Consider the following 24,140-nt stretch of genomic DNA (forward strand, 5'->3'; position numbering starts at 1 on the left):
CGTACCAAAGTTTCAATCCTTGTTTTAGTGGATCTTGCTCTCGAATGAAAACAGGGAGTACTAAGATGTTAAATGTATGTGAGTTTCAATCCTTGTTTTAGTGGATCTTGCTCTCGAATATCAATACCAGTAGGCGGTCACACGTTAGAAGGCAGTTTCAATCCTTGTTTTAGTGGATCTTGCTCTCGAATTTCAAACTCATACATGGTAAGGCGGTTTAAATGGGTTTCAATCCTTGTTTTAGTGGATCTTGCTCTCGAATGAAGCTGAGAATGTCATTTTTTACACTAATTCATTGTTTCAATCCTTGTTTTAGTGGATCTTGCTCTCGAATTGATTCGATGAAGCTACATGGTAAAGGAGGGTAGTTTCAATCCTTGTTTTAGTGGATCTTGCTCTCGAATGAAACGCAAATGTAACAAATTCACCGGCTCTCCCCGTTTCAATCCTTGTTTTAGTGGATCTTGCTCTCGAATTTTCCATGCTTCTCCACCCAACAATTTAATTTATTTCTGTTTCAATCCTTGTTTTAGTGGATCTTGCTCTCGAATATTGACAGATGAAGAAGCATGGAACCTGATTGAACAATAGTTTCAATCCTTGTTTTAGTGGATCTTGCTCTCGAATTAAGATATTACCCCTCTCATCCTTGACACCAGTATGTTTCAATCCTTGTTTTAGTGGATCTTGCTCTCGAATGCGCAAAAAACGAAAATCTAACAGAACAGACACTAAAGTTTCAATCCTTGTTTTAGTGGATCTTGCTCTCGAATAGCATTCTAAACAGAATATAATGTATCCTGTATGGAGTTTCAATCCTTGTTTTAGTGGATCTTGCTCTCGAATGTAAGATAAATATGCTCAGACGCTGCTGTCCAGAGTTTCAATCCTTGTTTTAGTGGATCTTGCTCTCGAATAGGGCAAAAATTTCCGTTATTTGGCTAGAAAAGCCCTGAAATGAGCCCTTTTTTGGGGCTAAAATTCTTGCTGGAAAATTATCAAACCCTTTATAAATACAAGAAAAATCTCTTCATACGCAGATATTCCTGTAACAGCAATCTACGCATTTTCTAGAAGAGATAGTGGTTTTGGGATATAAGCCTTTTTGAACGATATCGAGTATTTCCTCAATAATTTTCTCAGCTTTTTTGAAATCAGAAGTAGTAATTTCCATTTCTTTAACCAGGCTGTTGCTTCGGGTGAAACAGATATAAGCACGGTTTACTTCAATACTGTAATTTTCTCGGATCAAAAGAGCCTGTAAAACCAATTGAAACTTATAGGTTTTAAAAATCTTGTCTTTATACTCGGCAAATTTGTACTCAAGAGGAGCAGCAGTCCCGTCTTCAAGAAAAAGCACCTCATCAACTATTCCCTTTATATGGTGCTGTTTTGAAGCAATGAATACGTCGCTATCTTTCCTCATGCAGTTAAGTTTCTTTCTCACGTAATCCCTGTTGGTTAGTTTCCTTGTTTCATGGACCTCGCGTCCTTTAATAACCTTGAACCTTTTCTCTTCATGCTGGGGAATGTCGAGACAGTACATATAGTAGATAAAACGGGAGCAAAAAAGGTATTCAAGAACGTCTGAAATTCGGATTATTGATCCTGAATCGTTTTCAGAATTAGGCTCAATGTATGTTCCTTCTTCATTATCAGGATCATTTTCAGGATCATTTTCAGGATCATTTTTAGGAGTTATATCTTTTTCACAACCGGTTTCAGCCCGCTGCTCAATTACCGCACACTCAGAAGAGCTACCTTCTTTGAGAGCAAAATTCGTCATACTTACCTCAAAACTCAGAAGAATTTGGTAATCACTTCATCACTGACAAGCTCCTTATCAAAAGCCTGGCCGAGAAGCTGGACTTTCTTGAATGACTGTTCATCCATCGGAAAAATATACACAGAATCACGTTCGGTGTCAATCAGTTCTTCGCATTCAAGTCCCAGAGAGTCTCTGTCATTCGTATTTAAGTCTCCCAGAAAAACACTTTTCTGAACCCTATAAAGCCCATAGCTCTTACAGCGGTCACTTACTTTCTGGCGAGTCCTGTTATCCGTAATGTCATATATTACCCAGACAAGCAAACCCAGTCCCCCATTCTTATTTTTATAAAATCTTTATTTTTCAAATCATTCTTTTATCGAATCGTTGCGTTACTGTTTCACAAACTTATCGTGTTAAAAGCTTTATTTCCCGATCAAGCTGTTTGCAATCCTATGACAGTCAAACTGGATTGTATTTCCAATTTTTATGTTCCTTCCCTTGTAGCTTATTTCTTTATCAAAAGTTTCATTGACAGCCTGGATGAGTACAGCTTTACCCTCTTTGTTGAGAGTCATTCCATTAGGGATTTCATCAAAAAAGCTGTCTGAAACCTGCTTTTTCGAAAAAAGATTGAAAACTGTCCTGTCAATGTGGATGCGGTACATTTCTATCAGATCAAACACAAACGACTTTTTGTTATAATCATCTGTGTGGTTAAAACCGACATAAGGATCAAGCCCTGCTATAATACACGCCTTTTCCACCCTTGAATATAAAACCCCATATCCATAATTCAAAAGGCAGTTGAACTCGTCCTTTGCAGGGTTCCGGCTCCTGCCATTGAATTTCCACCTGTCAGGCAAAAGAAAACTCAGAGCTTGAAAATAGTACCTGGAAGCCATCCCCTCAAGGCCCATTATTTTTCCCCGCATCTCGTCAAGTTTCCCCTCAAGGGCTTCAAGCTGAGCTTTCATGTCTTCCATTCCAGAAATATAATCGTCAAGTTCGTCCTTCTGGTCAGGTCTGTTCTTTTTGAGGTCTTTCAAAAAAAGGATCTGGCTGTCAATCTTCTGCTCAATCCAGCCTTTTGCAAGCCTGAACCCTTTGGGCTCGTCCGAAATTTCAAGCTGCCTTCTTCTTATGTAAGTTGTGCTTCCGAGTTTTGAGTGCCACACTCGTCCGTAAGGGTCTCCAAAATTATCCAGAAAAACGATATCAATATTGTTTTCTACTGCAAATTTGATGGCATCGGTTGTTATGGTTGCAGAAGTTGTAATCAAAATGCTGTCAACTTTCTTTTCAGAGACCTCGAAGGTTTTGTCGTCAACTTTTACAAAAAAGCAGTTGTTTTGCTTTTTCAGGAATGAACCGCGGGTGTTGATTACAAGCTGCATCTTTTCACCGTTCCAAAACCGCGAGATACGGATTTTCCAATACCGAAATAGTCGGGGATAAGGAAATTTGTGATAAAAGACCCTTTGAACGTAGCAATTTCCACTCCTTTCATTTTACTGCTACCGGGATGCAAATTTATCTCACATTTTATTTGCTCTGGAACAGTATACCCAAGGGACTTGGACATTGAAAGTATATTTCCGACTAGGGTCTTTTGAAGGAGTTCTTTTTGTTCGGCGGTTCCTATTTTCTTGTATCGATCTGTAAAATTTTCCTGATTGAGGGCAAACCAGGGAGTCTCAAATCTATAGGTGTGAAATTTGTCTGAAATGCCGAAATCCTGTTCTTTAAGAGATATCTTCTTTTCCAGGATTTCATATGTTGATTCGCCTAGCTCTATTTTTTCATATTTATTGAAAATTTCCTGAAGGACTTCTAAACCCTCGTTTATCCCGAAAACTAGAGGAATTCCTTTCAAAATTTTATATTGAACCAGGGGATACATATAGATAACTTTATCACAGTTATGTTGATGCAAAAGTGTATACTCATTAAACCGGGTAGCGAAAAAACCTCGAAGTTTTGAGGCGTTTGTTCCTACTTTTCGGTCAGGAACAAGGGTTAGAGTCAGCGTTTTGACTTTCATATCAATCACACATCATGGTGGACTTTAATTCAAAAACAAAACCGGTTTCAGGATCATAATAATGTTTTATTTGTTCAAAAGGAATATATCCTATATTGAGATCCTCTAGTTCTTCACAGGAAAAGTCTTTTTTAGGCACCGAAATGATGTATTCATTGAATTGTTTCCTGATGGACAAGAATTTCTCTTTTCTATCCAGTGGATTTTTAAGTGATTTCATTACGAGGTATTCTTTCCAGATTTCAGTAGCTTCTTTATCATTTTCTACAAACACATCTATTTTTTCGTATCCTGCTTTGTCATCTATTAACCTGAAATCGGATGTAAGCATTTTGAATTTAAGCTCATTTATGTATGAGAGTAGCTCTTTGGACTCATCTTCACTTGAAGTATCTTTAACTTTCCTGAAATAGTTGTTATTTAAAAAGAGCAGGTCTTTTTCATAAATTTCAGAGGGAAACTCTTTCAACACTTCTTTTGTTTTGTCAATAAGAAAACTCGAATATATATATCGATGAAACTCTTTCCTTTCATCTTTCAGAACCACAATATTTACTTGTCCTCGAGAACTCTTAGAAGAATTCCTGTTACATCTCCCTGAAACCTGATTTATTGAGTCAATTGTGGCAAAATCTCTGTAAACAATATCCACGTCTATATCTACTCCGGCTTCTATAAGCTGTGTGCTAACAATAATTTTTCTTTTTTCCGATTTTTCTTTAATCATCTTAATTTTCTTAAGCCTCTCTTTTGGAATAATGTTAGTAGAAAGATAATAATAATCACTATTTTCAAGTTTTAAATTCTTTAAATGGTTAAATACCTCCAGAGACGATTTAACAGTGTTCAATACAAACAAAAAGTCCTTTTCTGGATTCTTTTTGACTTCTGATTCAATTATTTCCTTGAAATGATCCATGCCCATTTGATTCAGATTTATTTCTAACTTAACTCGATCAAATTCCCTGAAATACGTATCTTTATTTTTTACCAGCTCAACAATTTCCCCTTTTTCAGGATCAAAAATGAGAGGTTGAGTTGCGGTTACAAAAATGAAGTATGTATTAAAATATTCTGCAAAACCCGAAATGATCTGTTTTAACAGTAGCCAGTACTTATGAGGAATTGACTGGATTTCATCAAGTATTACAATCGAATTTGCAATTGTATGAAATTTCCTGAGGGAGCGATTTTTATTAGATACAATTGTGTGGAAAAACTGGACAAATGTGGTTACGACTATCTCAGCGTTCCACCCCTCGATTAAAAATAAACCTTTAAGCCCTTCAAATTCTTCATCGTCTTGCGTTCTATAAAATATATCTGCAAGGTGATGATGTTTAAGTAGCACCTCCTCAGAAGGATTTGCGATCTCAACTGTCTTAAAAACATCTTCAAAAACATCGTAATTCTGGTCTATGATACTCAAGAAAGGTAGAGAATAAATTATTTTTGCCTTGATTCTCTTTTCCTCTCTTAATCTTGCTTTCAATTTTAATGCAAAAGAAAGTGATGTGAGAGTTTTTCCCGAACCTGTAGGGACACTTATCGAATATATTTTTTTATTAAGATCAAGTTTCTCAATACTTTCTGTAACTTCCTCATAAATCTCGTTACGCACTTTATTCATTATACCTTCATTATTTTGGAAACCCTTTTCTACCTTGTACTTATCCACAAGTTCAGGTGAAATTTCGATATCACTGGAAACATCGATAGAAGACGCATCTACCTTATCAGAGTTTATAAGAATTGAGTAAAGAGTTAATGTAATCAAATAATAACCTGTAAATTGCTCCTTCTTGAGCAATTTTATGAATTTCCTTCTATTTTTTAAAATTTCGTCAGTGATGGAACGGTGCTCATTGCAGAAAGTATCCATATCAAAAGAAATATTATACCCATCAAATAACGTTTCATATATTGTTTTCAATTCACCTGTATCTAATGACCTTATTTGAAGATCAATAATTTCAAGAGTATCTTCATCTAGTTCTAGTATTTCATCCTCAGCGTCTTTCAGGTTTCCATGATGCCTTTTTACAATAAGATATCCTATGATAGGAATATATTCCAGAATATTTTTATCATTAAGTGAATCTACATACTTTTTTAATATGTAATAGGTAAAAATAGCTGAGATCAAGCCATGATGATATTCTTTTTTATTTTTTAAGCTCCTCTGGATGGAAGGATTAGTCTCCAAAAGATACCTTTGAAAATACCCTGTGCCTTTCCCAAAATCGTGACAAACTCCTATAAGATATGTCATTTTTGAAAAAGTATTTTCATCAATTCCAAACTTTTCCAGTGATAAACTTTTCTCCTTACTGGTTGAGATTGATTTGTTTCCTACGTTGGATAAGTGTCTAAATAATAGTTTATCGGGATGGGAACGAAGATGGAAATCACATGAAGACAATTCCTTCTCCATTCTCAAGCCTCCAGAGATTACTTACATTAGCAAGAATGCATTTTGCATTTTTTTCAAACAAAATTTTGCCATATTCTGTAACTTCCCTATTTGGAAGCATTTCTATTGGAATAGTTTCTGAAAAATACTCTTTTCCTTCTTCAAAACTGATTTTTATTAGCTCTTTTTCAGGAATTACAGAATGGATTTCCCTTTCGGAATCTGAAAGTTCACTGACAGCTTCCATTTCTCCTATGAATTCATAATTAGCAATGTGTTCACTCAGACCGAGACACAGAGTATACACCGATTTGTGTTCTTTCAACATAGAATAAAGTTTGTTATATACTTCCTCAGAAGAATGAGAAAAATATATCCTGTATTTTACATCTTTCAATACTTCGAATCTGATCTGGGTTCTGGTCTTTATTCTGCTCATCATAGGAGCAATTTTAGTGTCGATTAAATTTTCTGAAATTCTGGTCTTTTTAATAGGATGACTTATTTTTACCGCAATATTTGCCTTTTCTTTAGAGAAATACTGCAGATACTCGTCTTTTCCAAACCCTTCTATAGCACCAATCATTCCTGCAATAGCCGTTCTAGGAGGAATAGAATATGTAAGGGGAGAAGTTGTAGTATAGTGTTTTCGGAAATGACCGAATTCTCCCCATACATCGAACACTAATACTTTCATGTTCTTAGCTCACATTGTTAGTATTTTAGTATTAATCCCGGCTTCCACAAGGCTTTTTTCAAAGTCAATCTCTTCTTCGTCATATGTAAACGTAATCGACTCATCCGAGCAAATCTGGGCATTTTCAATTTTATCTTTGTTTTTACCCAATACATCAATCAGCCTCTGGACCTCAATCTTTACCTGTGAAATATCCCGAATCTCTTCATCTATCAAATCAGACTTAAGACTGAAAAGGTTATTCAGATCTCCAATGTGATAATTTCCTTCTTTGTAATTTACTTTGAACAGGAGGCGGGGAACCTGGCCGACTTTTGACCTGGAAATAAGGTTCTTAGTTCCATTCCACATTCCATCAAGAAGCAGGTCTATATCTTCCTCTGAAAGTTTCGTATCCTTAGCCGCGTTTTCATTAATAATTCCGTAAAAACTTATCAAAGAATAAGGTAAGAAATCTTCTTCACGAAACGTTTTTTGACTGGCTCCTTCCTTCGAAGCAAAAGCTCCCGTTCCACGGAAATGTTTCATGAAGACCTTATGCATTGATCTGCCTATCTTAAACTGTACAGGACCAGTATGAGTTATTGAACCGGTTTCATTTTTATTTCCCTTTTTGACTTTAAGTTCAAGTGGGACAGTTCCTCCAAATAAACGAACGTCAATACAATCAGCCAGAAGTTTCTCATTAATGGCGTTTTTACCAGTTTCGAATGAATCAAGAGGCTCGTCAATTGCCAAAAAATCTTTTGCCCTCATTTTTGCATCCTGAATAGAACCGTTTTCAGCTGAGATTTCCCTAACAAAAATTTCCTTACCTCTAAACTTGTAGAGATGATCACGTATTGTTCTCTTAAGCCTGACATCTGTTACAAGGTTTATTCCTGTTTCTTCATCAATACGTGGTTTATTTTCATCAAGTGGATCTCCGTTTGGATTTCCATCTTTTATATCATACAAAAATACAATTTCAGATCTTCTGTTTACTTCAGTCATTTTTAATCTCCTTTTCAGGTTTAGGTGACTTTAAAAGGTTTGATAGATTCATACCAAGAACAAAATAAAAACTGATTTCATCGTTTGACATTTTCCAATTATTGCCAGACTGAATCATATATTTTGAGATCAGAGATTCAAGTTCTTTATAATAATTAGCATCATACTCTTCTAGTTTATTTATGATTTCAGGGAAGAGCCTTTTTATATAACGCTCATCAAGATTCAGGCCTCGAAGTTTAGTTCTGAAAGGAGCGCTTCCACGCTGAAATTTTTGAATATTTAGTAAATACTGAACAAGTGTGCCTTCTAAAAAAATAGCCTTCTTTGCATCGGTATTGAAAAAATGTTCAAATTCCGAAAAGACAACATTTGCTCGCTCCTCATAACCATTGTTTTCCTTTGGTGCCATGTCCCCTAATAAAGTAGATAAATTCGTAGAATTCACACAATTACCTCCTGTATAATTTCCAAGCAAACATAAATTACTTAAAAAGTCTAACATTTGGAATCCTAAAAATAGAGAATACCTTATTGGATTTTCATTTCTGAAATCTTTTCGAATACGCCGCATAATATACTTTAACAGAAAATCATAATCAATTGATGTTCCTGTAAATATCCCGTTTGTGATTTCTAAAAAGTATTTGTTTAAATCAGGGTCATCTAGAGTATTAGGGAAGAACCATCTTACATTACCTAATGTAAATTGGATGGATTTTACTTCGGTATCATTAGAATAATAATTACTGAATATTTTTCTTTTGTCAACGATTTCTTTGAATTTGAAAAGATCTCTTAACCTTGAAGGAAGAATGTCCTCTATATACAAAAGAATTCGATATGCAGAATTGGACTTTTCATAAAATTGGAAATTAAAATTAAGATAATCATCCTCTTCACTTAGAATTTCAAGGATATCGTTTTCATTAGCTGTCAAAAATCTTTTATACTCTTTATTAAATGTAAATTTTTTCTCATTGAATTTCTCAAAAGTATCGAAAAGGTCCTCGTTAGTGCTATTATTAAGTAGCTTGGGGATAATGAGGAAATTAAACCCATAAAAACCAAAAGACATGTATTTTTCGATATATTCTCTTCCCGCTGTAATTTTCAAGGCACATTCGAGGCAAACGGGGTTATTTCTCCATGCCTTACTTTGGTCAAATCCTCCACTAACAAATCCCCGCTTATCTACGGTATAGAATTCATAAGGTGTAACAAAACCATAAACTTCTCTATGTGTTTTGCAAATAGAACATATTTTATTATCGGCTTTGGAGATAATACCATATTTACTGTAAAACTTGGAAGCCCCATTGTTCTTAAGGATCTTACGAAATACTTCAAAATCTCCGACATATCTGATGAAGTCATTTTCTTCAATAATTAAGGTTAATATCGAGTTCTCCTTTGCATCGATAGAATTAAGTTTAGGTTCAAGATCTAAAAGTATTTTATCTTCATTCTCTTTTATACACTTTCCAAGAAGCTCCAAAAATTGGACTTCTTCATTGTCTAATATAGGCTTTGCTTCTTTCAAGGGCTTTGAAAACCAGCCTATAATCTTATTAGAAAACGTTTTTTTGAGTTCTGTGACTCGTGCAGTAGGAGTAATGTCTGGACCATTAGACGATCCTCTTTTATAGAGATATTTTACAATTTTTTCTTTTGAGTACTCTTGATGCTCGATTTCTTTAAACTCAAAAATGTTTTGGCAAGAGACCAACTTAATGCAAAATACATGTTTATAAGTTTCATTGCTTGCAGGATTTTCAACTAGAATTGACACAAAATCATTTAAATCCTTATTTTCTTTTTCGAGCGCATACTCACCAATTTCTTTCATCGCTTCGATCACAGAAATTACACCCTCTTAATATAGTATAATAGACCCAATGTTTAATTTATCACAATTATGCATCTTTGAAGTTTTCTCCATGATTTGTGAACCATTAGGGTTCATAGTTAACATATTATATATACATTTCTAAAAATTAATTATAAAAATATGTATATACTGTTAAATATCAACCGAAGCCTATATCGGAAAACATTTAACCCAATCCCACAATACTAAGCACTTAATGTCAAAGCTTACACTTATCTCCACAATCTATTCCCTTGAGCCTGTTATCATCTGCGTGACCAGGCTTTCCCCTTCAAAAATTATACTGCTGTCAGAGGAAGGGGCGCCCGATAAAAAGGTGCAGTCTGAAGAAATGATCGAAAAAACGTTTAAAAACGCGCTTGAGATTGAGAAAAAGTACACGTCTGTTTATGACACCGTGCGCGTAGCGAAAGACGTTGCTGAACTGATTGAACAGGAACATGACAGGGGTAACCAGGTAATTGTAAATGTGTCTGGTGGGCGGAAACCACAGGCTTTTGGAGCGCTTTTCGGGGCTTATGCAAGAAACGATATGGTGCAGAGAGTTGTATATGTGACCGAAGAAGACAGTTTCATGATTGATTTTCCGGTTTTGAGTTTTAACCTTTCGGAAACAAAGAAACTGATACTTGAAGAGATCCAGAAAGGAGTTTCTTCGGTTACCCAGATTGCGGTGACTGCCGGAATTTCTAAAGGAATGACTTACAACCATATTCGAGAACTAAAAGCAATGGGATATATAACCGATGGGGAAAATGGATACATTATAACGGACGCGGGAAGAATCGCATCGATTTGATTTTAAGAACCAATTGTAAAAATCATTTCGATTAGACCAGTCAGAGAATACCTTTTTTGATCAGATAAAACTTTCAACAGCCTGTTTTCTTACTATTCTCCCTGATCGTTCACATTTTTTCTCAAAAAATGAAACTCAAGCCTCTTAAAAACCCCAAACAGTAAAAGAAATTTTTAAAATAAATCGATTTGGGGAGAACTTTATTATTAAAACGGTTAAAAGTGTTAAATTCGTATCATGTCTGGGTAAATAGAACAAAATACTTGTGAAGAGATCCTTTTAACTGTAACGTAGACCAAAATTGTGTGAATGAGCTCCTGCAGAATTGAGTTGCAGGCAAAGATACAGGAATATAGGGGAACACCCGGGGAGTAAGGGGCAAGATGCAGTATGGGGGTATTGTATCGGGAAAGCTCTTTACTCCCTTCCACCTCTAACTTTTCTTCTATACACTTTTTATCCAATTTCTAATATTTTCTCATTTTTCTGGTTTCTATAAAATTTCTCGGACTTTTCCCTGCTTTTTTCCGGAATTAGCTCTATTTTTTCCAGTTTTTTTCCATAGCTCTGGCTCTCAAATCTGGTGGCATTTTCTCGATTGCATATCTGAGGGCGGTTCTGGGCATCTCTTTTTTGTTATTCATCACGTATTCAAATACTTCCTGCCTGTGGGGTTTGCTGGCTTCTTTTAGCATCCAGCCGTAGCCTTTCTGGACCAGGTCGTCTCTGTCTTTGAGCAGCAGGTCGGATATTTCAAAAACGTCGTCAAGGAAATTGCCTTTTCGGGCAGGCAGGATCAGGGTTACTGCAGCCGCTCGCCTTACCCACCTGTTGTCCGACAGGGCCCAGGTCTTGAGTTTTTCCACATACGCTGGAAATTTTTCTATAAAAGAGCCCACTGCATGGTTGCATAGGGTATCACACTTTGCCCAGTTGTTAACGTAGTTTTCAACCCAACGCTCAAAGGTAAAGAAATCGTCCTCAGAGTAATTATTTCTTACCAGGTAGGCCCACTCGGCTGCAATAAAGGCTTCCTCGCAGTAATCGGACCTAAATAGGTCCTCGCACAGGCTAAAGATCTCTTTTTTGTCTTTGGACTTTATTTCGTTAAAGTAATTTTTCGCAATTCTTCCCACAAGCGCAGATTTTACTCCGTAGCAGTGAACTTCTTCTTTGAAAAAGCGAGATGAGCTGGCTTTTGTTTTCTCATCCACATTAAGGGCTAGTTCCTCTCTTATCCTGGGTATAATATTGGGTTCCACAGTTCTCTATTTATTGAGAGATGTACTTATATTTTGTTTATATATATTTACATTTTATTCATCTTAATTTACAGTCCACTTCTTTATTACTTTTAAAAATTTTCAGAATAATTGCAAAGTATATATAAAAACAGAGCCTGAAAACATTTTTCATAAAGAAATTCAATTTCTATTTATGCCCAAAGTAAAAATTCGTCCTCAAGAACTCTTTGATGCCAAATGTTTCTTTGATATAATTACACGTACAAATCTTGAGTTCATTGAGTTTCCTATAAAAACACTTGATGAAGAAAGGTATTTTCTGGGGCTAAATGAAACTAAAAGAAAGGCTAATTTTGAATACAACTTTTCCATTCTCTATTACGGAAGACTTGTGGGGGCCTGCGGGATAAAGATCGACCAGCATAGGCCCTGGATAGGAGAAATCGGATACTTCATTGACAGGGACTATCAGGGAATGGGAATTGCAACCGAAGCTGTAAGACAGCTTGAAAAGGTCGGGTTTGAGCAACTGGATTTACAGAGAATTGTCATCCTTATGGACACCCGGAACCTTGCAAGCGAACGCGTGGCCCAGAAATGCGGGTACAAAAAAGAAGGCACAATGAAAAAAGTTCATCGCATAGGTGAAGATTATTACGATTGTTTCCTTTATGCGAAAATCAGGTAATGGAAAAATTATGCAGGGCGAAAGAAATTAAGATATGTCCGGATGGGTGTTCGAAAGTTAAAATCAAACAGTCTGGAATCGTCTGAAATCGTTTGGAATTGATTGGAATCAATGGAATCGTTTGGAATTATTTGGAATTGATTGGAACAAATTAAAATAAATTGGAATTATTTGGAATTGATTAACATAAATTGGAATTACTTGAAATAATAATTCAGTTCAACCTGTAAACCTGTAATAAGGGACGGAAAAAACAGGCAGGTTGCACAGGTCTGACTGAATCAGACAAGCCCGATAGCCTGTATAAGGCTGTTTCCATACCAGACAACCATCAGATTATTTGCGGTTACAAAGACCCCAACGGATTCTATAATATGTTTTGTGAGATTCCATTTTTTCCCCGACGATTTTATCATAGGGGCTGTATAAAAAAGCAGGAAAATAAAACCTACTTTTACAAGCAAAAGGTGGTATATCCCGTAGTTTTCCAGAATCATTGCAGGAACCGGATTATATTCTGTACCCTGAGATAAAGCACAAACAGTGGAGACCCAATCTCCAATTACATAGAAAAGAATAATGAAACGTATCTCGTAGAGGTAAGAACTGAACGAACCCCGAGTGCTGTAGACTTCCAACAAAGAACCTCCCAGAAATCCCCATTTTCCGGTAAAGGCAAAACTATATTATAAGATTATATATACGTAAGAAACAAAAACAAGAAACTAAAATAGAGCTTAATAATTTTTAGAAAAGTCATGTCAAAAATTTTTAGACAATTAGGGGCAAGAAAACGCGTTAAATGAATATATTAGCGAGCTTGTTACAGTTATTAGATGATTGCACTTAGATAATTGCACTTAGATGGTTGTATTCATAGATTTATTCAGTTTTATTATTTCGGTTACCATATTTTAAAAAAGCTAACTGTAAACTTTAAACAATTATATCTGAAAGTATATGTTAGTCCATTCATAGAAAACAAACATTATATTCTTTGAATAACATTCACAATCAATGAAATTGCTTGCAGATGGCAGCATTTTCATGCTAATTGAATAAAATCTTAAACTTTTGGCATTCCCATTCATAGTGTTCATGAATCTTTTATCCACATTTTCAGATAGATGGTAAAAATGACTCAAAATATGGAATTTCCAGGGAAGACTAATTCTCCTTCTTTGCTTGAACTGAAAAATGTAACCGTTGTCAGGGGTGGTAGAAAAATCCTTGATTCGGTGTCCCTGTCAATTGGGCAGGGAGAACATGTTGCGATTATCGGGCCTAACGGTTCTGGGAAATCTTCTCTAATCAAGACATTTACAAAGGAATATCACCCTCTTGCAGCAGCCGATGGGCTTGTTCTCAATATTATGGGCAAAGGGACCTGGAACGTCTTTGAGCTAAGAAAACTGCTCGGGATAGTTTCAGGGGACCTTCAGCAGACATACTTCCGTCAGGTTAGTGTGCTGGATGTCGTACTCTCAGGGTTTTTCAGCAGCATAGGAATTTACTATAACCATAAAGTTACCCCTGAAATGGAAACTAGGGCAAGGGAAGTGCTTGAGTTTCTTGAGATTTCCCACCTTGAAGACAGGCTGATGTCCGAACTTTCCTCAGGAGAAGCCAGGAGGGTACTTATAGGGAGAGCCCTTGTGCATGACCCCGAGGCTCTGATTTTAGATGAGCCTGCAAACAGCCTTGACCTCAAAGCTCTTCACAGCTTCCGCGAAATTATTCGGAAAATTGCCGGCTCGGGAAAGAGTATCATTCTCGTTACTCACACCCTTGAAGATATTATTCCTGAAATTAACCGTGTGATCCTCATAAAAAACGGAAAAATCTTCAGGGACGGGAAAAAGCAGGAAATCCTGACCGACGCCAACCTATCTGAACTGTTTTCCATGCCGGTTGAAGTCGTGAAGAAGAATGGTTACTACCAGGCCCTTATCTGAAGACCATGCATGGATTAGGCGACAAACTTGACAATATAAGAAAGTATTAACGTAGGCATCTCAAGAACCCAGGCATATCAACAATGCAAGAATATCTGTTGTATCCTGAAATGATTTCGCAGACTCCAAACTATTTGGAAGTCCAATACATAATACAATAACAGGCGATGCAAAAGTTAAACACTGAGTAAGTTCCAATTCCATTTTGGTATTTTGGAATGATTATGTAAAATGAAACAAATTCGAAGTTGGAGTGTTGTATCCTGAAATGATTTCGCAGACTCCAAACTATTTGGAAGTCCAATACATAATACAACCTGCTTTCGGCAGGTCGACATAAAAATCCATTCAATTTTTCTATTGATATCGTTTTTTTCAGAACTTTTGAATTTCCATTTAAATCAAAAATTACTAAATGTTAACCATGATATAATTAATATATATTTATAGTAATTGAGATAAAAGACAAACCCTGCTATATACATAGTCCGTATGATACTGGTTATTAACTGAACCTACAAAAAATAACAATTAAAGATATTTCAATGTTGGGATGTGCTTGCTGCCGAATGTAGGATACAATAACAGGCGATGCAAAAGTTAAACACTGAGTAAGTTCCAATTCCATTTTGGTATTTTGGAATGATTATGTAAAATGAAACAAATTCGAAGTTGGAGTGTTGTATCCTGAAATTATTTTGCAGATTCAAAACCAATTGAAAGTTTAATACACGATGCAACAGCAGGTGCTACAAATAGTTAAACACCGAGCAAATTCCAATTTTATATTGATACTTTGGAATGATCGTGGAAAAGAAACAAATTCGAAGTTGAGGTAGAACGGTGGGTCACATGTATACGATATATAACGCAATAAAATAAATTAAAAAAGAGAAATAATTTTGGGATAAAACAAAGTATTTTCTTGCAGAAAATGCATTCTATCGGCACAGAATCTTCCGGAAAAATGAAAAATGTCCAAAACCCAAAAAACACAAGACAGAACTTTGAATTGTATGAAGAAAACAGAAGCTTGAAGCTCATATATACATTATAATATGTGTGCTTCTGTCATCTAAGGGATAAAATCTAAAAAGAAATTACTCATCATTCGCTGCTGCTCTGTGAAAAATTTAGAATGTCAGGTAATCCCAGATTAAATCTATATTTCTCAAATCTTGAGGTTTCAATAATCTGCTGCTTTATGTAATATAACGCGCTCAGCAGGCTATCACTATTTTCAGATTCTATCTCTCCTGCATATGGGTGAATATTTTCTGCAAGGACATCCAGAAGTTTTGGATCAAGGTCATTTATAAAGTAAGTATTCAGAATCAGCAGGCTTGAGATCTGCTCATAGAAACTTACAAGCTCCTGAAGCCACTCCGGAACTCCGTAGTCTGTTGCGTATTTCTGCCTGTTGAGGAACATAAGGTAACTGAAAATAGTATTTATGAGATCCTCGGTTAGCTTGTCATCCGGAAATACAATTGGAAAACGGCTCAGGACTGTAGGATTTGTGTAACTCGAGAAGATCATTTCAGACTTACACACTGCGGGAAAGAGTCTGGCAATAGGACTGTTAAGAACGGCAGTAACATAAGGATATCTATCCGAGTCTTTGAGAACAATCCCACACCCTTTTCTAAACACATGATTTCCAGTTGCATCGTATGCAGCCTGTAAATGATAGCCTTCAGTTGCAATGATTTTAGGAGTGTTAAGATACTCCAGAAGTTTACTTCCATTTATACTATAATCTGCTACTTTAAGAGAGGAGGTATCATGACGAAACTCATTTTTGAATTCCATAATTCTCTCGTAAGCCTGAGGAAATCTTGTCTTTATGTCTTCAGGAGGAATAGCTCTGTATTCTTTCTTTTTACTCCCATAGGACAGCTCATAAGGCAGCATAAAATGGTAAGGTGAAGGGCGAAACGCAAATTGATTGGAAAATGCTCCTGATACATATGGATAGACAATTTCAGGTTCTGAAAATACAGGTTTACACAGGCCTTCGCAAAGATAATATGAGTCCAAACCGCCTTCCTCAGGAGAGAGAAGCCTATGCATCATAATGTTTTCTGTACTTACACCTGAAAAGATGCTTTCGGAGACATCTTCAAGTGTAACCGGGATTTCACAAATTTTTTCTACGATTTTGTTTTCTTTGAGTAACATCTAGCTTCCACTTCTATAGAAGTACATCGAGGATGTATCTTCTTTTGTATTTTAGGACTTACGTAGTTGAACTGAGGAATCAATAACATCGAACTTTCAATTGTTTAAATGACGGCTTTAACCACAAAGTCTATTGCATTTGATTTTATGCATCGATTGCATAAGTTCTATTTTTATTTTCAGGACTTGATTCTCAGGATGGCACATATCAATCGATGGCCATTTAAGGATTGCGGACTTTTAGACCCCTAGTAAAAAACTATAAAGCCCTAGTTTAAAATATATAGAATTATATTAGTTACTATATGGAGTAATAAAACAATATAGTATATAAACCTATTCTCAGTGAAAAATATACTATAATTATAATTATAATTATAATTATTTTTATGATGAATAAGCATTTTCGAGCATGAAAAGTATTTTCGACATCTCAATCATCCCCTAGTGTCGAGTCAACTACAAAATGTCGTATAAAACTGAGTGCAATTATTCGGGATCATCGAATTCTTGATGATTGACTCGACACTAGTGTCATGGCAACTTAATTATTGAGCATAATTTTTAGTAGTTTCTTGTCAGCGCACAATGATTCTGAGCTTTAAATGACCAATAACTAAATTTTCTTGACACTAGCCTAAGAGCCTGTCTTAAAATTAAATTTGATCTAGAGCTCATCCCAAAACCAGTTCCTTCTTAAATCAATAAAAGTTTCAGAACCGTATTTCATAAAGAGAAACTCGATCTATCGTTCAAAATTCGCGACTCAGGAAACCAATTTTGAGTTTTGGGATGAGCTCCTACAATTGGGATATGACTTATGCATTTGAACTGAAAAACGGTAGGATTAAACAGTTAAATATTTAAGATGTAAGTTTAAATCATAATATACAATGTAATTGATTTTAGACCTCGTGTGCATAAGTTCTATGAAATAAAGTACTCTCTTTAAGGTCAATGTGTACCTGAATTTTGGAAAATTCACGATATGAATTTAAAGTTACGTTGACCATTATCCAATTGTAGAAATGGTTTGAATTTTAAGACAGCCTCTAAGTGAGGAATCATGAGAAATCACACTGATTTTCATAATAATTTAGAACCGTTTATTTTAATTATGTTAGATATCCAGCTAAAAAACTAGTGTTGAGTCAATCATCAAGGATTCAATGATTTCGAATAATTGCACTCAGTTTTATACGACATTTTGTGTTTGATCCGACACTAGTGTCACGTCAATTCTCAAAGATAAAATAATTCTGAATCATTTTAACCAATTATATACGACATTTTAATGCTGACGCAAAATTAGTGTTATGGCAATTTAATTATTGAGCAGAATGTATAATAGCTTCTCATCAATATGTAGTGATTTAGAGTAAACATGTGACCAATAACTAAATTTTCAAGACACTAGGAAACCAGCTAATTTCAATATTGACTTTCTTCGAGTTTATTTCCCTGTTTTGATCATTTCTTGAACCATTCGGATGTTAGCTATACCCTTTTTCTTAAACTCGATCATCTTTTCCATATCATTTATTTTTGTTTCCATCCATTGTATTTTCATATCAATCTTCATTACTGCAACTTTCTTTTTCTGTTCTTCAGTCAAAAATCCCCAAATATCAGACATCGGCTCATCATGCATCATTGGATGTGTTCCTGTTGAATGCTCTTTAAACATGTTTAATACCCCTTAATTTATATTAACAAATCGAATGTTATAGATCTTTTTAATTTTTAATCTCTTATGAAATCAAAACGTTCTCGTTTCTGTAAACCTATAAATGTAAATCGAGATGAATAGTTGATTGCAGTAGTCATTTTAACGTTAACAGATTTCTTAACCGAATGCAAATGAAAGGATACTATTAATTTTACTATTAATTTTACTAGCAATTGACTGCCAGTAAAACAGTAAATATTTTTTTATTTGTTTAATCATTTTATTCACCCATTTTCTTGCTCGTGAATTATTGTTATGTGAATTACTGATTTTAGATAATATGTATGAGATAGGCTTCTTGCGAAACTTATCCAAATAAACCGCTTACTTTATTTTTTTACGCTGCCTTCTGCGGCTTTTGTTGGCTCGACTTTTTCTTTTGCATCTTCCTTTGTAGGCTCTACTTTCTTATTGTCTATCATATATTACACTCCTTTGTTTGTTTACTTGAATTGTTTTTAAAATGTTGGCCAATTTCACTTTCAATCATATTACTATTCCATTAAACGGTAAGTCGAGTTATGATCGATCACCGAAATACTCGACTCGACAATCTATATTGTATTTCAGCAATCTATTCTAGATACATTTAGGTCTATATATGTATATGTATTCACTAAATATCTTACTATTTGAATATATAGTATTGATATGTACTATAAACATTTGAACACGTATGTTGATTTTACATTTTGATCCCCTCCCTAAAAAGCTACTTGTTTTTTTTATATATACAGTTCAGTACTTATTTTGCCCTATTCTGAATTAATTATTCAACCCTCAATGAAATCTCACTGGAAAATATGTTAAACTTTACAATATTTTTTATTAGTTAGGTCCAGAATTTTTAAATAATTGTGGGATTCAGCCAAAATCATTGATTTTGTTGAGCTTGTACCCCCTACAAATTTAATAAATATGTAAAGTTGTTGCAAAAATCACCTTATTTTTGAAAGAGGGGTCGAAATGTAAATTGATGTATTTGTTCAAGGAAAATAAATTTGTGTCTAATGTTGACGTTATCAACATGGACATAGGAAAGAGAACATATAAGAAAATAGCAGAACGTTTTGGAGTATCAAAAAGATACATGTTGGCTCTTCGCTGTATAATATGGGTAAGTTATTATATTAGTAATATAATATAAATAAGTATTATATTAGTTAGTACAAATAACTGCAGGAGTTTGATATCCCATTTGCGAAAAAACATTTGAAATACCTTTGAATGTCAAAGACCCTTGGCAAATAACCAGTACTGAATTTGATTTAACATCTGAAAAACTTAATATTTGGATTGATTTTACACGTGGTTCCAAATTTCCCTGTCCTAAGTGTGGCAAACTAAACTGCTCAGCTTATGATACTAAGGAAAAAGTGTTACGGCACATTAACTACTTTCAATATTCTACATATTTACACTGTAGAATTCCAAGAATATAATGTGAAAAATGTGGAGTTCTCCAAATAAAAGTTCCATGAGCTCGCGAAAAAAGCAACTTTACTCTTCGAATGGAAGCTCATATCCTGGAGCTCTCAAAAAGAATGCCAGTGTTACAAATTGGGAAGTTGCTTGGAGAAAATGACACGAAACTTTGGAGAGTCATAAACCATTACACTGACAATGCAAGGTCTAAAGAGGATTTATCGGATGTATGTGTTGTTGGTATAGATGAAACTTCATGCAAGAAAGGACATGAATACATAACTCTTGTTGTTGATATAAAAGATTCAAAAGTAATATTTGCTTGTGAAGGAAAAGACTCTTCGACTATTACCAGTTTTAGCAAAGATCTGCAAGATCATAATGGAAACAAAAGCAACATTAAATCAGTATGTTGCGACATGTCTCCCTCATATATCAGTGGAATTTCTAAAGAATTTCCAGATGCAAAAATTACATTCGATAGATTTCATGTGATGAAAGCGATGAATGAAGGATTAAATGAAGTAAGGATACAAGAACAAAAAAAACCAAGGAACTCAAAAATACCAAATTCATATGGATTACGAACAAGGAAAATCTAACTGATAAACAGAAAAAAAAGCTTTTAAACCTCCAAAATAAAAAACTGAATACATTCAGAGCATATAATATAAAAGAAAGTCTTAGAAAGTTCTGGGAATGCAAAAGCCGAGAGGAAGCTGAACAATATCTAAAAAAGTGGTATTTTTGGGCAACTCATAGCAGATTAGAGGCAATAATTGAGGTTGCTAAAACCATTAAAAGTCATTGGGATGGAATTCTAAACTACTTTGATTCCAGGATTACTAACGGAGTTGTGGAAGGTATTAACAGTATTGTACAGTTAATAAAAAGAAATGCGAGAGGGTATCGAAACACTAAGTATTTTATTACTATGATCTATCTAAAATTAGGAAAGTTAGATTTCAAACTACCCATATGAAATGACGAAGAGCCCAAATCTTGAAGACCTTATGTTTATAGGGTCTAGCATATTTTTCCAAAATGAAACATGGAAAAACATTTGAATATTCGATAACAGTAAGACTTGAATCAAAGTTGCGCTGGCGCACCCCGCTGCAAGCAACGGGGTATGTTCGCGCCACCGCTCGAAATTCCGTTAAAGGAAATAATAACCCTAAACAGTTTAGTTTGAGCAGAAGTTAACAACCGAAAAATGGAATTGATAAATTATGGCTCTTCGCTATTCTCTATGGGTAAGATGATTTTCAATTCAAGACCGCATTGGTTTTTATGAGGACGTTATGCGGATCCCCACACAAAACAACGAAGAGCCTAAATTATATAATCATCAACGATTACCGGGGAAGTTTCCATCCCCACAGCAAGCTAGCGGGGTATTCGACTGAAATAAAAATTTAATAAGAATACCCCCGATAATACAGAGGGAAATGCAGGTATAAAACAGTCTTTAAATCCGTTTCCTGAGAGCCAGGACCTGAAATCCTGAACCTTCAAAAAATCAATCTTCCACTTCAAGAGACTGAATTATATCATGGACTGTAAGTTCTCCTTTATTCACACGCTGGACAAGCGGATAAATAAACGAACAATCATCGATTGCCGCCCAGCGTTTTTCTCCGACCTCTCTGATAACTTTATTCATAATGGCGCCACATGTTTTACAATATCTGCCTTCACATTCTGCTTCACAAGATTCGCATTTCATTGAAAATACCTCATAACTTAACAGCACTTGTCAGTTTTGTAGGATTACTACTCGGACTTTTATTAATGGCAATTATCAAAATTGAGTCGTTGGGGTGAGGTATTGAAAAACGTAAGCATCAGAACATCTAGAACATCTTATTGTATTTTTCCCCAATAAGGAAATGTGCTCGCTTTTCATATTTGATCAAAGACCCACCCTTACTATCAAATAGAAGCCTACTTGCTTCTTACTTACAGGCATCCAGAAGACCTTTCTTTTTACCTCCCCTCATTTCAGAGGGATGTATTTGCTCAACTTTAGCATCTTCTTTCTTTGGTTCTGCCTTCTTTTCTTCTGACATAGATTAACTCCTTAATCAGCTTATACCTTTGAAAAACAATATTTTTATCTTAGTTTTCAATTTCATGTTCAAGGACCTAGTGTTCAAGGATCCAGTTAACCTTTAGAGGATTTTCAGTTTTCTTTAGTTAATCCCCGGCGCCAAAAGCGGCTTTAAGTTTGAGTTCCTCTTCTTTGGAAAGGGATGTTCTGACGATTGTTGCATTGAATTTATTTAGTTTTTCAAGAGACTTGTCTTCAGTCCATTTTGAGATCAATAGGAAGAGAGCGGATCCACCTGGCTGAATGGTTTCGCCCACTTCTTTGATGAAGTCATCGTTGATTCCATAGTCGGACAGTTTACCAGTTATTGCACCAGTAACAGCACCGATGGCTAGTCCTAGCCAAGGCACCCAGAAAAGAAATCCTATCAGCATACCCCAAAATGCTCCACCCACTGCGCCTGCACCAACGAGGTTTGTTGCTTGTTTCACCTTTATTTTACCATCAGGTTTACGAACAACAGTGGCAGCATCAGCAAGAACCATCAGTTCTTCCTTTTTAAGCTGATGGATAGTTTCATCCATCTCAGATGCACCGGTCTCACTAGGAAATGCAAAAACAATTAAATCACTCATGTTCTAAATCTCCTTTTATTCTTGATTTATACAAAAGTATGATGTTGAATTTCAAAAAACACTACTTTTACACGCTGTGCTGTGCAGTTCCTTGCACTATAACCTCAAGTAACCCCTTATGCTCCGCCAGCACGACGTTTATGCCAGGAGGTTATAAATTTAAAGTTATTTCGTACCACACATGATATAACAGTACTTGAACATATAAATAGCCACGGATATTTTAAATTTATTTTAAATGAGAAAACAATCAAAATTTAGTGTCTAAGTTGTAATGCAAAATATGAAAGATGTAGCGAAAAATGTAGCTTCTAATCCGAATCTTTGGGAATCGCTACCGAGTCAATACAAAATGAACTATAAACCGTTATGATAGCAACATTTTAGGGTAAATGTCGCTACCCACAAAAATCAAATTGCGGGCGGCCACCTCACCCTAAACAGGCTGTCCGATAATTATTGATAGTAATAAAAAAGTGCTAAAAAGAAAGCAAATAAGACCTTTAAATCAAAAAAAAGAAGGAATTCTTTTATTACCGAAGGTAATTGTCGGACAGCCTGTAAAGGATGGGGTATGCTTCGGGCCGCCCGCCCGGTTTCTGGGGATAGTTAAGTATCACATTTACAAGACTTTCTTAATGCAGAGTTGCATTACCAACTTCTGTAACCGTGACGTTAAGAAACCTTACTTTACAAAGAAGCAACGGTACAGAAGTTTAAACGAAACCAAAAAGAGGCGAGGGTTCACTTCATCCCCAATCTAAAGAATGGGGTATTCGTGACCCTCTGCACTCCCGATGTAATAAATTTAGTTTTATTGAACAAATACATCAACATACATGTTCAAATGTTTATAGTATCCATCAATACTATATATTTAGATGGAAAGATATTTAGTGAATACATATACATATATAGACCTAAAGATATATAGAATAGATTGCTGAGATACAATATAAATTGTCGAGTCGAGTATTTCGGTGATCGATCATAACTCGACTTACCGTTTAATGGAATAGTAATATGATCGAAAGTGAAATTGGCCAGCATTTTAAAAACGATTCAAGTAAACAAACAAATGAGTGTAATATATGATAGACAATAATATGGTAAGTAGAGAGAATTCACACTTTTTGTCAGCAAGTACACTAAAAGGAGATAAGGTTGTCAATAGAGCTGGAGAGGATTTAGGACAGATTGAAGACTTTATGATTGATTTGGAAAATGGAAGGATAGCATATGCAGTGCTTTCTTTTGGCGGATTCCTGGGTATGGGCGATAAACGGTTTGCTATCCCTTGGCAGGCTCTTAAACTGAGGCTGTATGAGCATGCTTTCATCCTTGATGTTAATAAAGAAGTACTGGAAAAGGCAGAAGGCTTTGATAAGGACAAATGGCCTTTAACTTGTGAAGAGCTATCCAGAGTGTATACTTACTACGGATATCAACCTTATTGGCAGAAAGGAGTGTTTGAGCAACCGATAATTCCAGGAGAGACATCAGCAGAGAGACTGGGGTCGGTTCAGTGAATTATTGAAAATCATAAACATGAGATTTTCTCTACATTTTCTCAAAAATGGGAGATATACTCGTTTCTGATAGGACCTACGTTGAGGTCCAAAATA

Annotated in this window: 19 protein-coding genes, 1 pseudogene and 1 CRISPR repeat array (1 of these 21 only partly in view); of the genes and pseudogenes, 6 read left to right on the plus strand and 14 right to left on the minus strand. The window is 35.4% G+C overall.

Translation table 11 applies throughout. The annotated features are described in order from the left end of the window. A CRISPR array of direct repeats spans window positions 1-917; the repeat unit is 37 nt; unit sequence GTTTCAATCCTTGTTTTAGTGGATCTTGCTCTCGAAT; it begins 3,809 nt to the left of the window's first position. A 113-nt stretch (window positions 918-1,030) separates the two neighbouring features. From cas4 to MSVAZ_RS03260, 8 genes are all read right to left on the minus strand, one after another. Then, window positions 1,031-1,786, minus strand: coding sequence for a CRISPR-associated protein Cas4 (gene cas4 / locus MSVAZ_RS03225; protein ID WP_231592401.1), 756 nt, complete (start codon window positions 1,784-1,786; stop codon window positions 1,031-1,033). Between the two features lie 14 nt (window positions 1,787-1,800). Beyond that, entirely contained in the window at window positions 1,801-2,091 is a 291-nt protein-coding gene (gene cas2 / locus MSVAZ_RS03230) for a CRISPR-associated endonuclease Cas2 (RefSeq protein WP_048109044.1), read from the minus strand. Window positions 2,092-2,193: 102 nt separating this feature from the next. Continuing rightward, window positions 2,194-3,165, minus strand: a complete 972-nt coding sequence (gene cas1, locus MSVAZ_RS03235; RefSeq protein ID WP_048117978.1) for a CRISPR-associated endonuclease Cas1 — start codon at window positions 3,163-3,165, stop codon at window positions 2,194-2,196. Continuing rightward, window positions 3,153-3,812, minus strand: coding sequence for a CRISPR-associated endonuclease Cas6 (locus MSVAZ_RS03240; protein WP_048117981.1), 660 nt, complete (start codon window positions 3,810-3,812; stop codon window positions 3,153-3,155). Before MSVAZ_RS03240 ends, cas1 begins: the two co-directional genes overlap by 13 nt. 1 nt (window position 3,813) lies before the next feature. Beyond that, on the minus strand, window positions 3,814-6,246 hold the full coding sequence (locus MSVAZ_RS03245; RefSeq protein WP_048117984.1) for a CRISPR-associated helicase/endonuclease Cas3: 2,433 nt from the start codon (window positions 6,244-6,246) through the stop codon (window positions 3,814-3,816). Next, complete coding sequence (gene cas5b / locus MSVAZ_RS03250; RefSeq protein WP_048117987.1) at window positions 6,221-6,922, minus strand: type I-B CRISPR-associated protein Cas5b; 702 nt, start codon at window positions 6,920-6,922, stop codon at window positions 6,221-6,223. The genes MSVAZ_RS03245 and cas5b overlap by 26 nt, the downstream gene beginning before the upstream one ends. Before the next feature lie 9 nt (window positions 6,923-6,931). Beyond that, window positions 6,932-7,915 carry a type I-B CRISPR-associated protein Cas7/Csh2 gene (cas7b, locus tag MSVAZ_RS03255; protein ID WP_048117990.1) on the minus strand — a complete coding sequence of 328 codons (984 nt, stop codon included), beginning with the start codon at window positions 7,913-7,915 and terminating at the stop codon, window positions 6,932-6,934. Further along, window positions 7,908-9,776: a TIGR02556 family CRISPR-associated protein gene (locus tag MSVAZ_RS03260; protein ID WP_048117993.1), complete on the minus strand. Its 1,869-nt coding sequence runs from the start codon at window positions 9,774-9,776 to the stop codon at window positions 7,908-7,910. The genes cas7b and MSVAZ_RS03260 overlap by 8 nt, the downstream gene beginning before the upstream one ends. A gap of 226 nt (window positions 9,777-10,002) precedes the next feature. Here MSVAZ_RS03260 and csa3 point away from each other — a divergent pair, with 226 nt between their 5' ends. Beyond that, window positions 10,003-10,605, plus strand: coding sequence for a CRISPR-associated CARF protein Csa3 (gene csa3, locus MSVAZ_RS03265; RefSeq protein WP_048117996.1), 603 nt, complete (start codon window positions 10,003-10,005; stop codon window positions 10,603-10,605). 539 nt (window positions 10,606-11,144) lie between these two features. Here the strand turns inward: csa3 and MSVAZ_RS03270 are convergent. After that, the gene (locus tag MSVAZ_RS03270; RefSeq protein ID WP_048117999.1) at window positions 11,145-11,867 is read right to left on the minus strand and encodes a DNA alkylation repair protein; all 723 of its coding nucleotides are present in this window, start codon (window positions 11,865-11,867) and stop codon (window positions 11,145-11,147) included. Window positions 11,868-12,042: 175 nt separating this feature from the next. On the opposite strand from MSVAZ_RS03270, the gene MSVAZ_RS03275 reads away from it, so the two are divergent. After that, window positions 12,043-12,537: a GNAT family N-acetyltransferase gene (locus MSVAZ_RS03275; RefSeq protein ID WP_048118003.1), complete on the plus strand. Its 495-nt coding sequence runs from the start codon at window positions 12,043-12,045 to the stop codon at window positions 12,535-12,537. A 281-nt stretch (window positions 12,538-12,818) separates the two neighbouring features. On the opposite strand, the gene MSVAZ_RS03280 is transcribed toward MSVAZ_RS03275, so the two are convergent. Continuing rightward, window positions 12,819-13,175, minus strand: a complete 357-nt coding sequence (locus MSVAZ_RS03280; RefSeq protein WP_048118007.1) for a hypothetical protein — start codon at window positions 13,173-13,175, stop codon at window positions 12,819-12,821. Window positions 13,176-13,664: 489 nt separating this feature from the next. Here MSVAZ_RS03280 and MSVAZ_RS03285 point away from each other — a divergent pair, with 489 nt between their 5' ends. After that, a complete protein-coding gene (locus MSVAZ_RS03285) occupies window positions 13,665-14,492 on the plus strand; it encodes an ABC transporter ATP-binding protein (RefSeq protein WP_394297473.1) in 828 nt (275 codons plus the stop codon). Window positions 14,493-15,599: 1,107 nt separating this feature from the next. On the opposite strand, the gene MSVAZ_RS03290 is transcribed toward MSVAZ_RS03285, so the two are convergent. Then, on the minus strand, window positions 15,600-16,673 hold the full coding sequence (locus MSVAZ_RS03290) for a hypothetical protein (protein WP_048118017.1): 1,074 nt from the start codon (window positions 16,671-16,673) through the stop codon (window positions 15,600-15,602). A gap of 1,453 nt (window positions 16,674-18,126) precedes the next feature. Further along, window positions 18,127-18,360 (minus strand): hypothetical protein, encoded by a 234-nt coding sequence (locus tag MSVAZ_RS03295; RefSeq protein WP_231592404.1) that lies wholly within the window; start codon window positions 18,358-18,360, stop codon window positions 18,127-18,129. A 1,265-nt stretch (window positions 18,361-19,625) separates the two neighbouring features. On the opposite strand from MSVAZ_RS03295, the gene MSVAZ_RS21740 reads away from it, so the two are divergent. Both MSVAZ_RS21740 and MSVAZ_RS03300 read left to right on the plus strand, forming a co-directional pair. After that, window positions 19,626-19,844, plus strand: coding sequence for a transposase family protein (locus tag MSVAZ_RS21740; RefSeq protein ID WP_394297474.1), 219 nt, complete (start codon window positions 19,626-19,628; stop codon window positions 19,842-19,844). Between the two features lie 69 nt (window positions 19,845-19,913). After that, window positions 19,914-20,809, plus strand: a pseudogene (locus MSVAZ_RS03300) (ISL3 family transposase). A 540-nt stretch (window positions 20,810-21,349) separates the two neighbouring features. Here the strand turns inward: MSVAZ_RS03300 and MSVAZ_RS03305 are convergent. Together MSVAZ_RS03305 and MSVAZ_RS03310 are read right to left on the minus strand one after the other, a co-directional pair. Further along, entirely contained in the window at window positions 21,350-21,556 is a 207-nt protein-coding gene (locus MSVAZ_RS03305; RefSeq protein WP_048118020.1) for a hypothetical protein, read from the minus strand. Window positions 21,557-22,026: 470 nt separating this feature from the next. Beyond that, window positions 22,027-22,515 carry a DUF1269 domain-containing protein gene (locus MSVAZ_RS03310; protein WP_048118022.1) on the minus strand — a complete coding sequence of 163 codons (489 nt, stop codon included), beginning with the start codon at window positions 22,513-22,515 and terminating at the stop codon, window positions 22,027-22,029. A gap of 1,091 nt (window positions 22,516-23,606) precedes the next feature. On the opposite strand from MSVAZ_RS03310, the gene MSVAZ_RS03315 reads away from it, so the two are divergent. Further along, a complete protein-coding gene (locus MSVAZ_RS03315) occupies window positions 23,607-24,044 on the plus strand; it encodes a PRC-barrel domain-containing protein (protein WP_232316202.1) in 438 nt (145 codons plus the stop codon). Window positions 24,045-24,140: the final 96 nt, after the last annotated feature.

This window comes from Methanosarcina vacuolata Z-761 (assembly GCF_000969905.1).
Taxonomy (GTDB): Archaea; Halobacteriota; Methanosarcinia; order Methanosarcinales; family Methanosarcinaceae; genus Methanosarcina; species Methanosarcina vacuolata.

Bases quoted from the DNA above. Each gene is read 5' to 3' on its own strand.
- cas4 (WP_231592401.1), bottom strand. From the start codon at position 1,786: ATGACGAATTTTGCTCTCAAAGAAGGTAGCTCTTCTGAGTGTGCGGTA.
- cas1 (WP_048117978.1), bottom strand. From the start codon at position 3,165: ATGCAGCTTGTAATCAACACCCGCGGTTCATTCCTGAAAAAGCAAAAC.
- MSVAZ_RS03240 (WP_048117981.1), bottom strand. From the start codon at position 3,812: ATGAAAGTCAAAACGCTGACTCTAACCCTTGTTCCTGACCGAAAAGTA.
- MSVAZ_RS03245 (WP_048117984.1), bottom strand. From the start codon at position 6,246: ATGGAGAAGGAATTGTCTTCATGTGATTTCCATCTTCGTTCCCATCCC.
- cas5b (WP_048117987.1), bottom strand. From the start codon at position 6,922: ATGAAAGTATTAGTGTTCGATGTATGGGGAGAATTCGGTCATTTCCGA.
- cas7b (WP_048117990.1), bottom strand. From the start codon at position 7,915: ATGACTGAAGTAAACAGAAGATCTGAAATTGTATTTTTGTATGATATA.
- csa3 (WP_048117996.1), top strand. From the start codon at position 10,003: ATGTCAAAGCTTACACTTATCTCCACAATCTATTCCCTTGAGCCTGTT.
- MSVAZ_RS03275 (WP_048118003.1), top strand. From the start codon at position 12,043: ATGCCCAAAGTAAAAATTCGTCCTCAAGAACTCTTTGATGCCAAATGT.
- MSVAZ_RS03285 (WP_394297473.1), top strand. From the start codon at position 13,665: ATGGTAAAAATGACTCAAAATATGGAATTTCCAGGGAAGACTAATTCT.
- MSVAZ_RS03290 (WP_048118017.1), bottom strand. From the start codon at position 16,673: ATGTTACTCAAAGAAAACAAAATCGTAGAAAAAATTTGTGAAATCCCG.
- MSVAZ_RS03295 (WP_231592404.1), bottom strand. From the start codon at position 18,360: ATGTTTAAAGAGCATTCAACAGGAACACATCCAATGATGCATGATGAG.
- MSVAZ_RS03305 (WP_048118020.1), bottom strand. From the start codon at position 21,556: ATGAAATGCGAATCTTGTGAAGCAGAATGTGAAGGCAGATATTGTAAA.
- MSVAZ_RS03310 (WP_048118022.1), bottom strand. From the start codon at position 22,515: ATGAGTGATTTAATTGTTTTTGCATTTCCTAGTGAGACCGGTGCATCT.
- MSVAZ_RS03315 (WP_232316202.1), top strand. From the start codon at position 23,607: ATGATAGACAATAATATGGTAAGTAGAGAGAATTCACACTTTTTGTCA.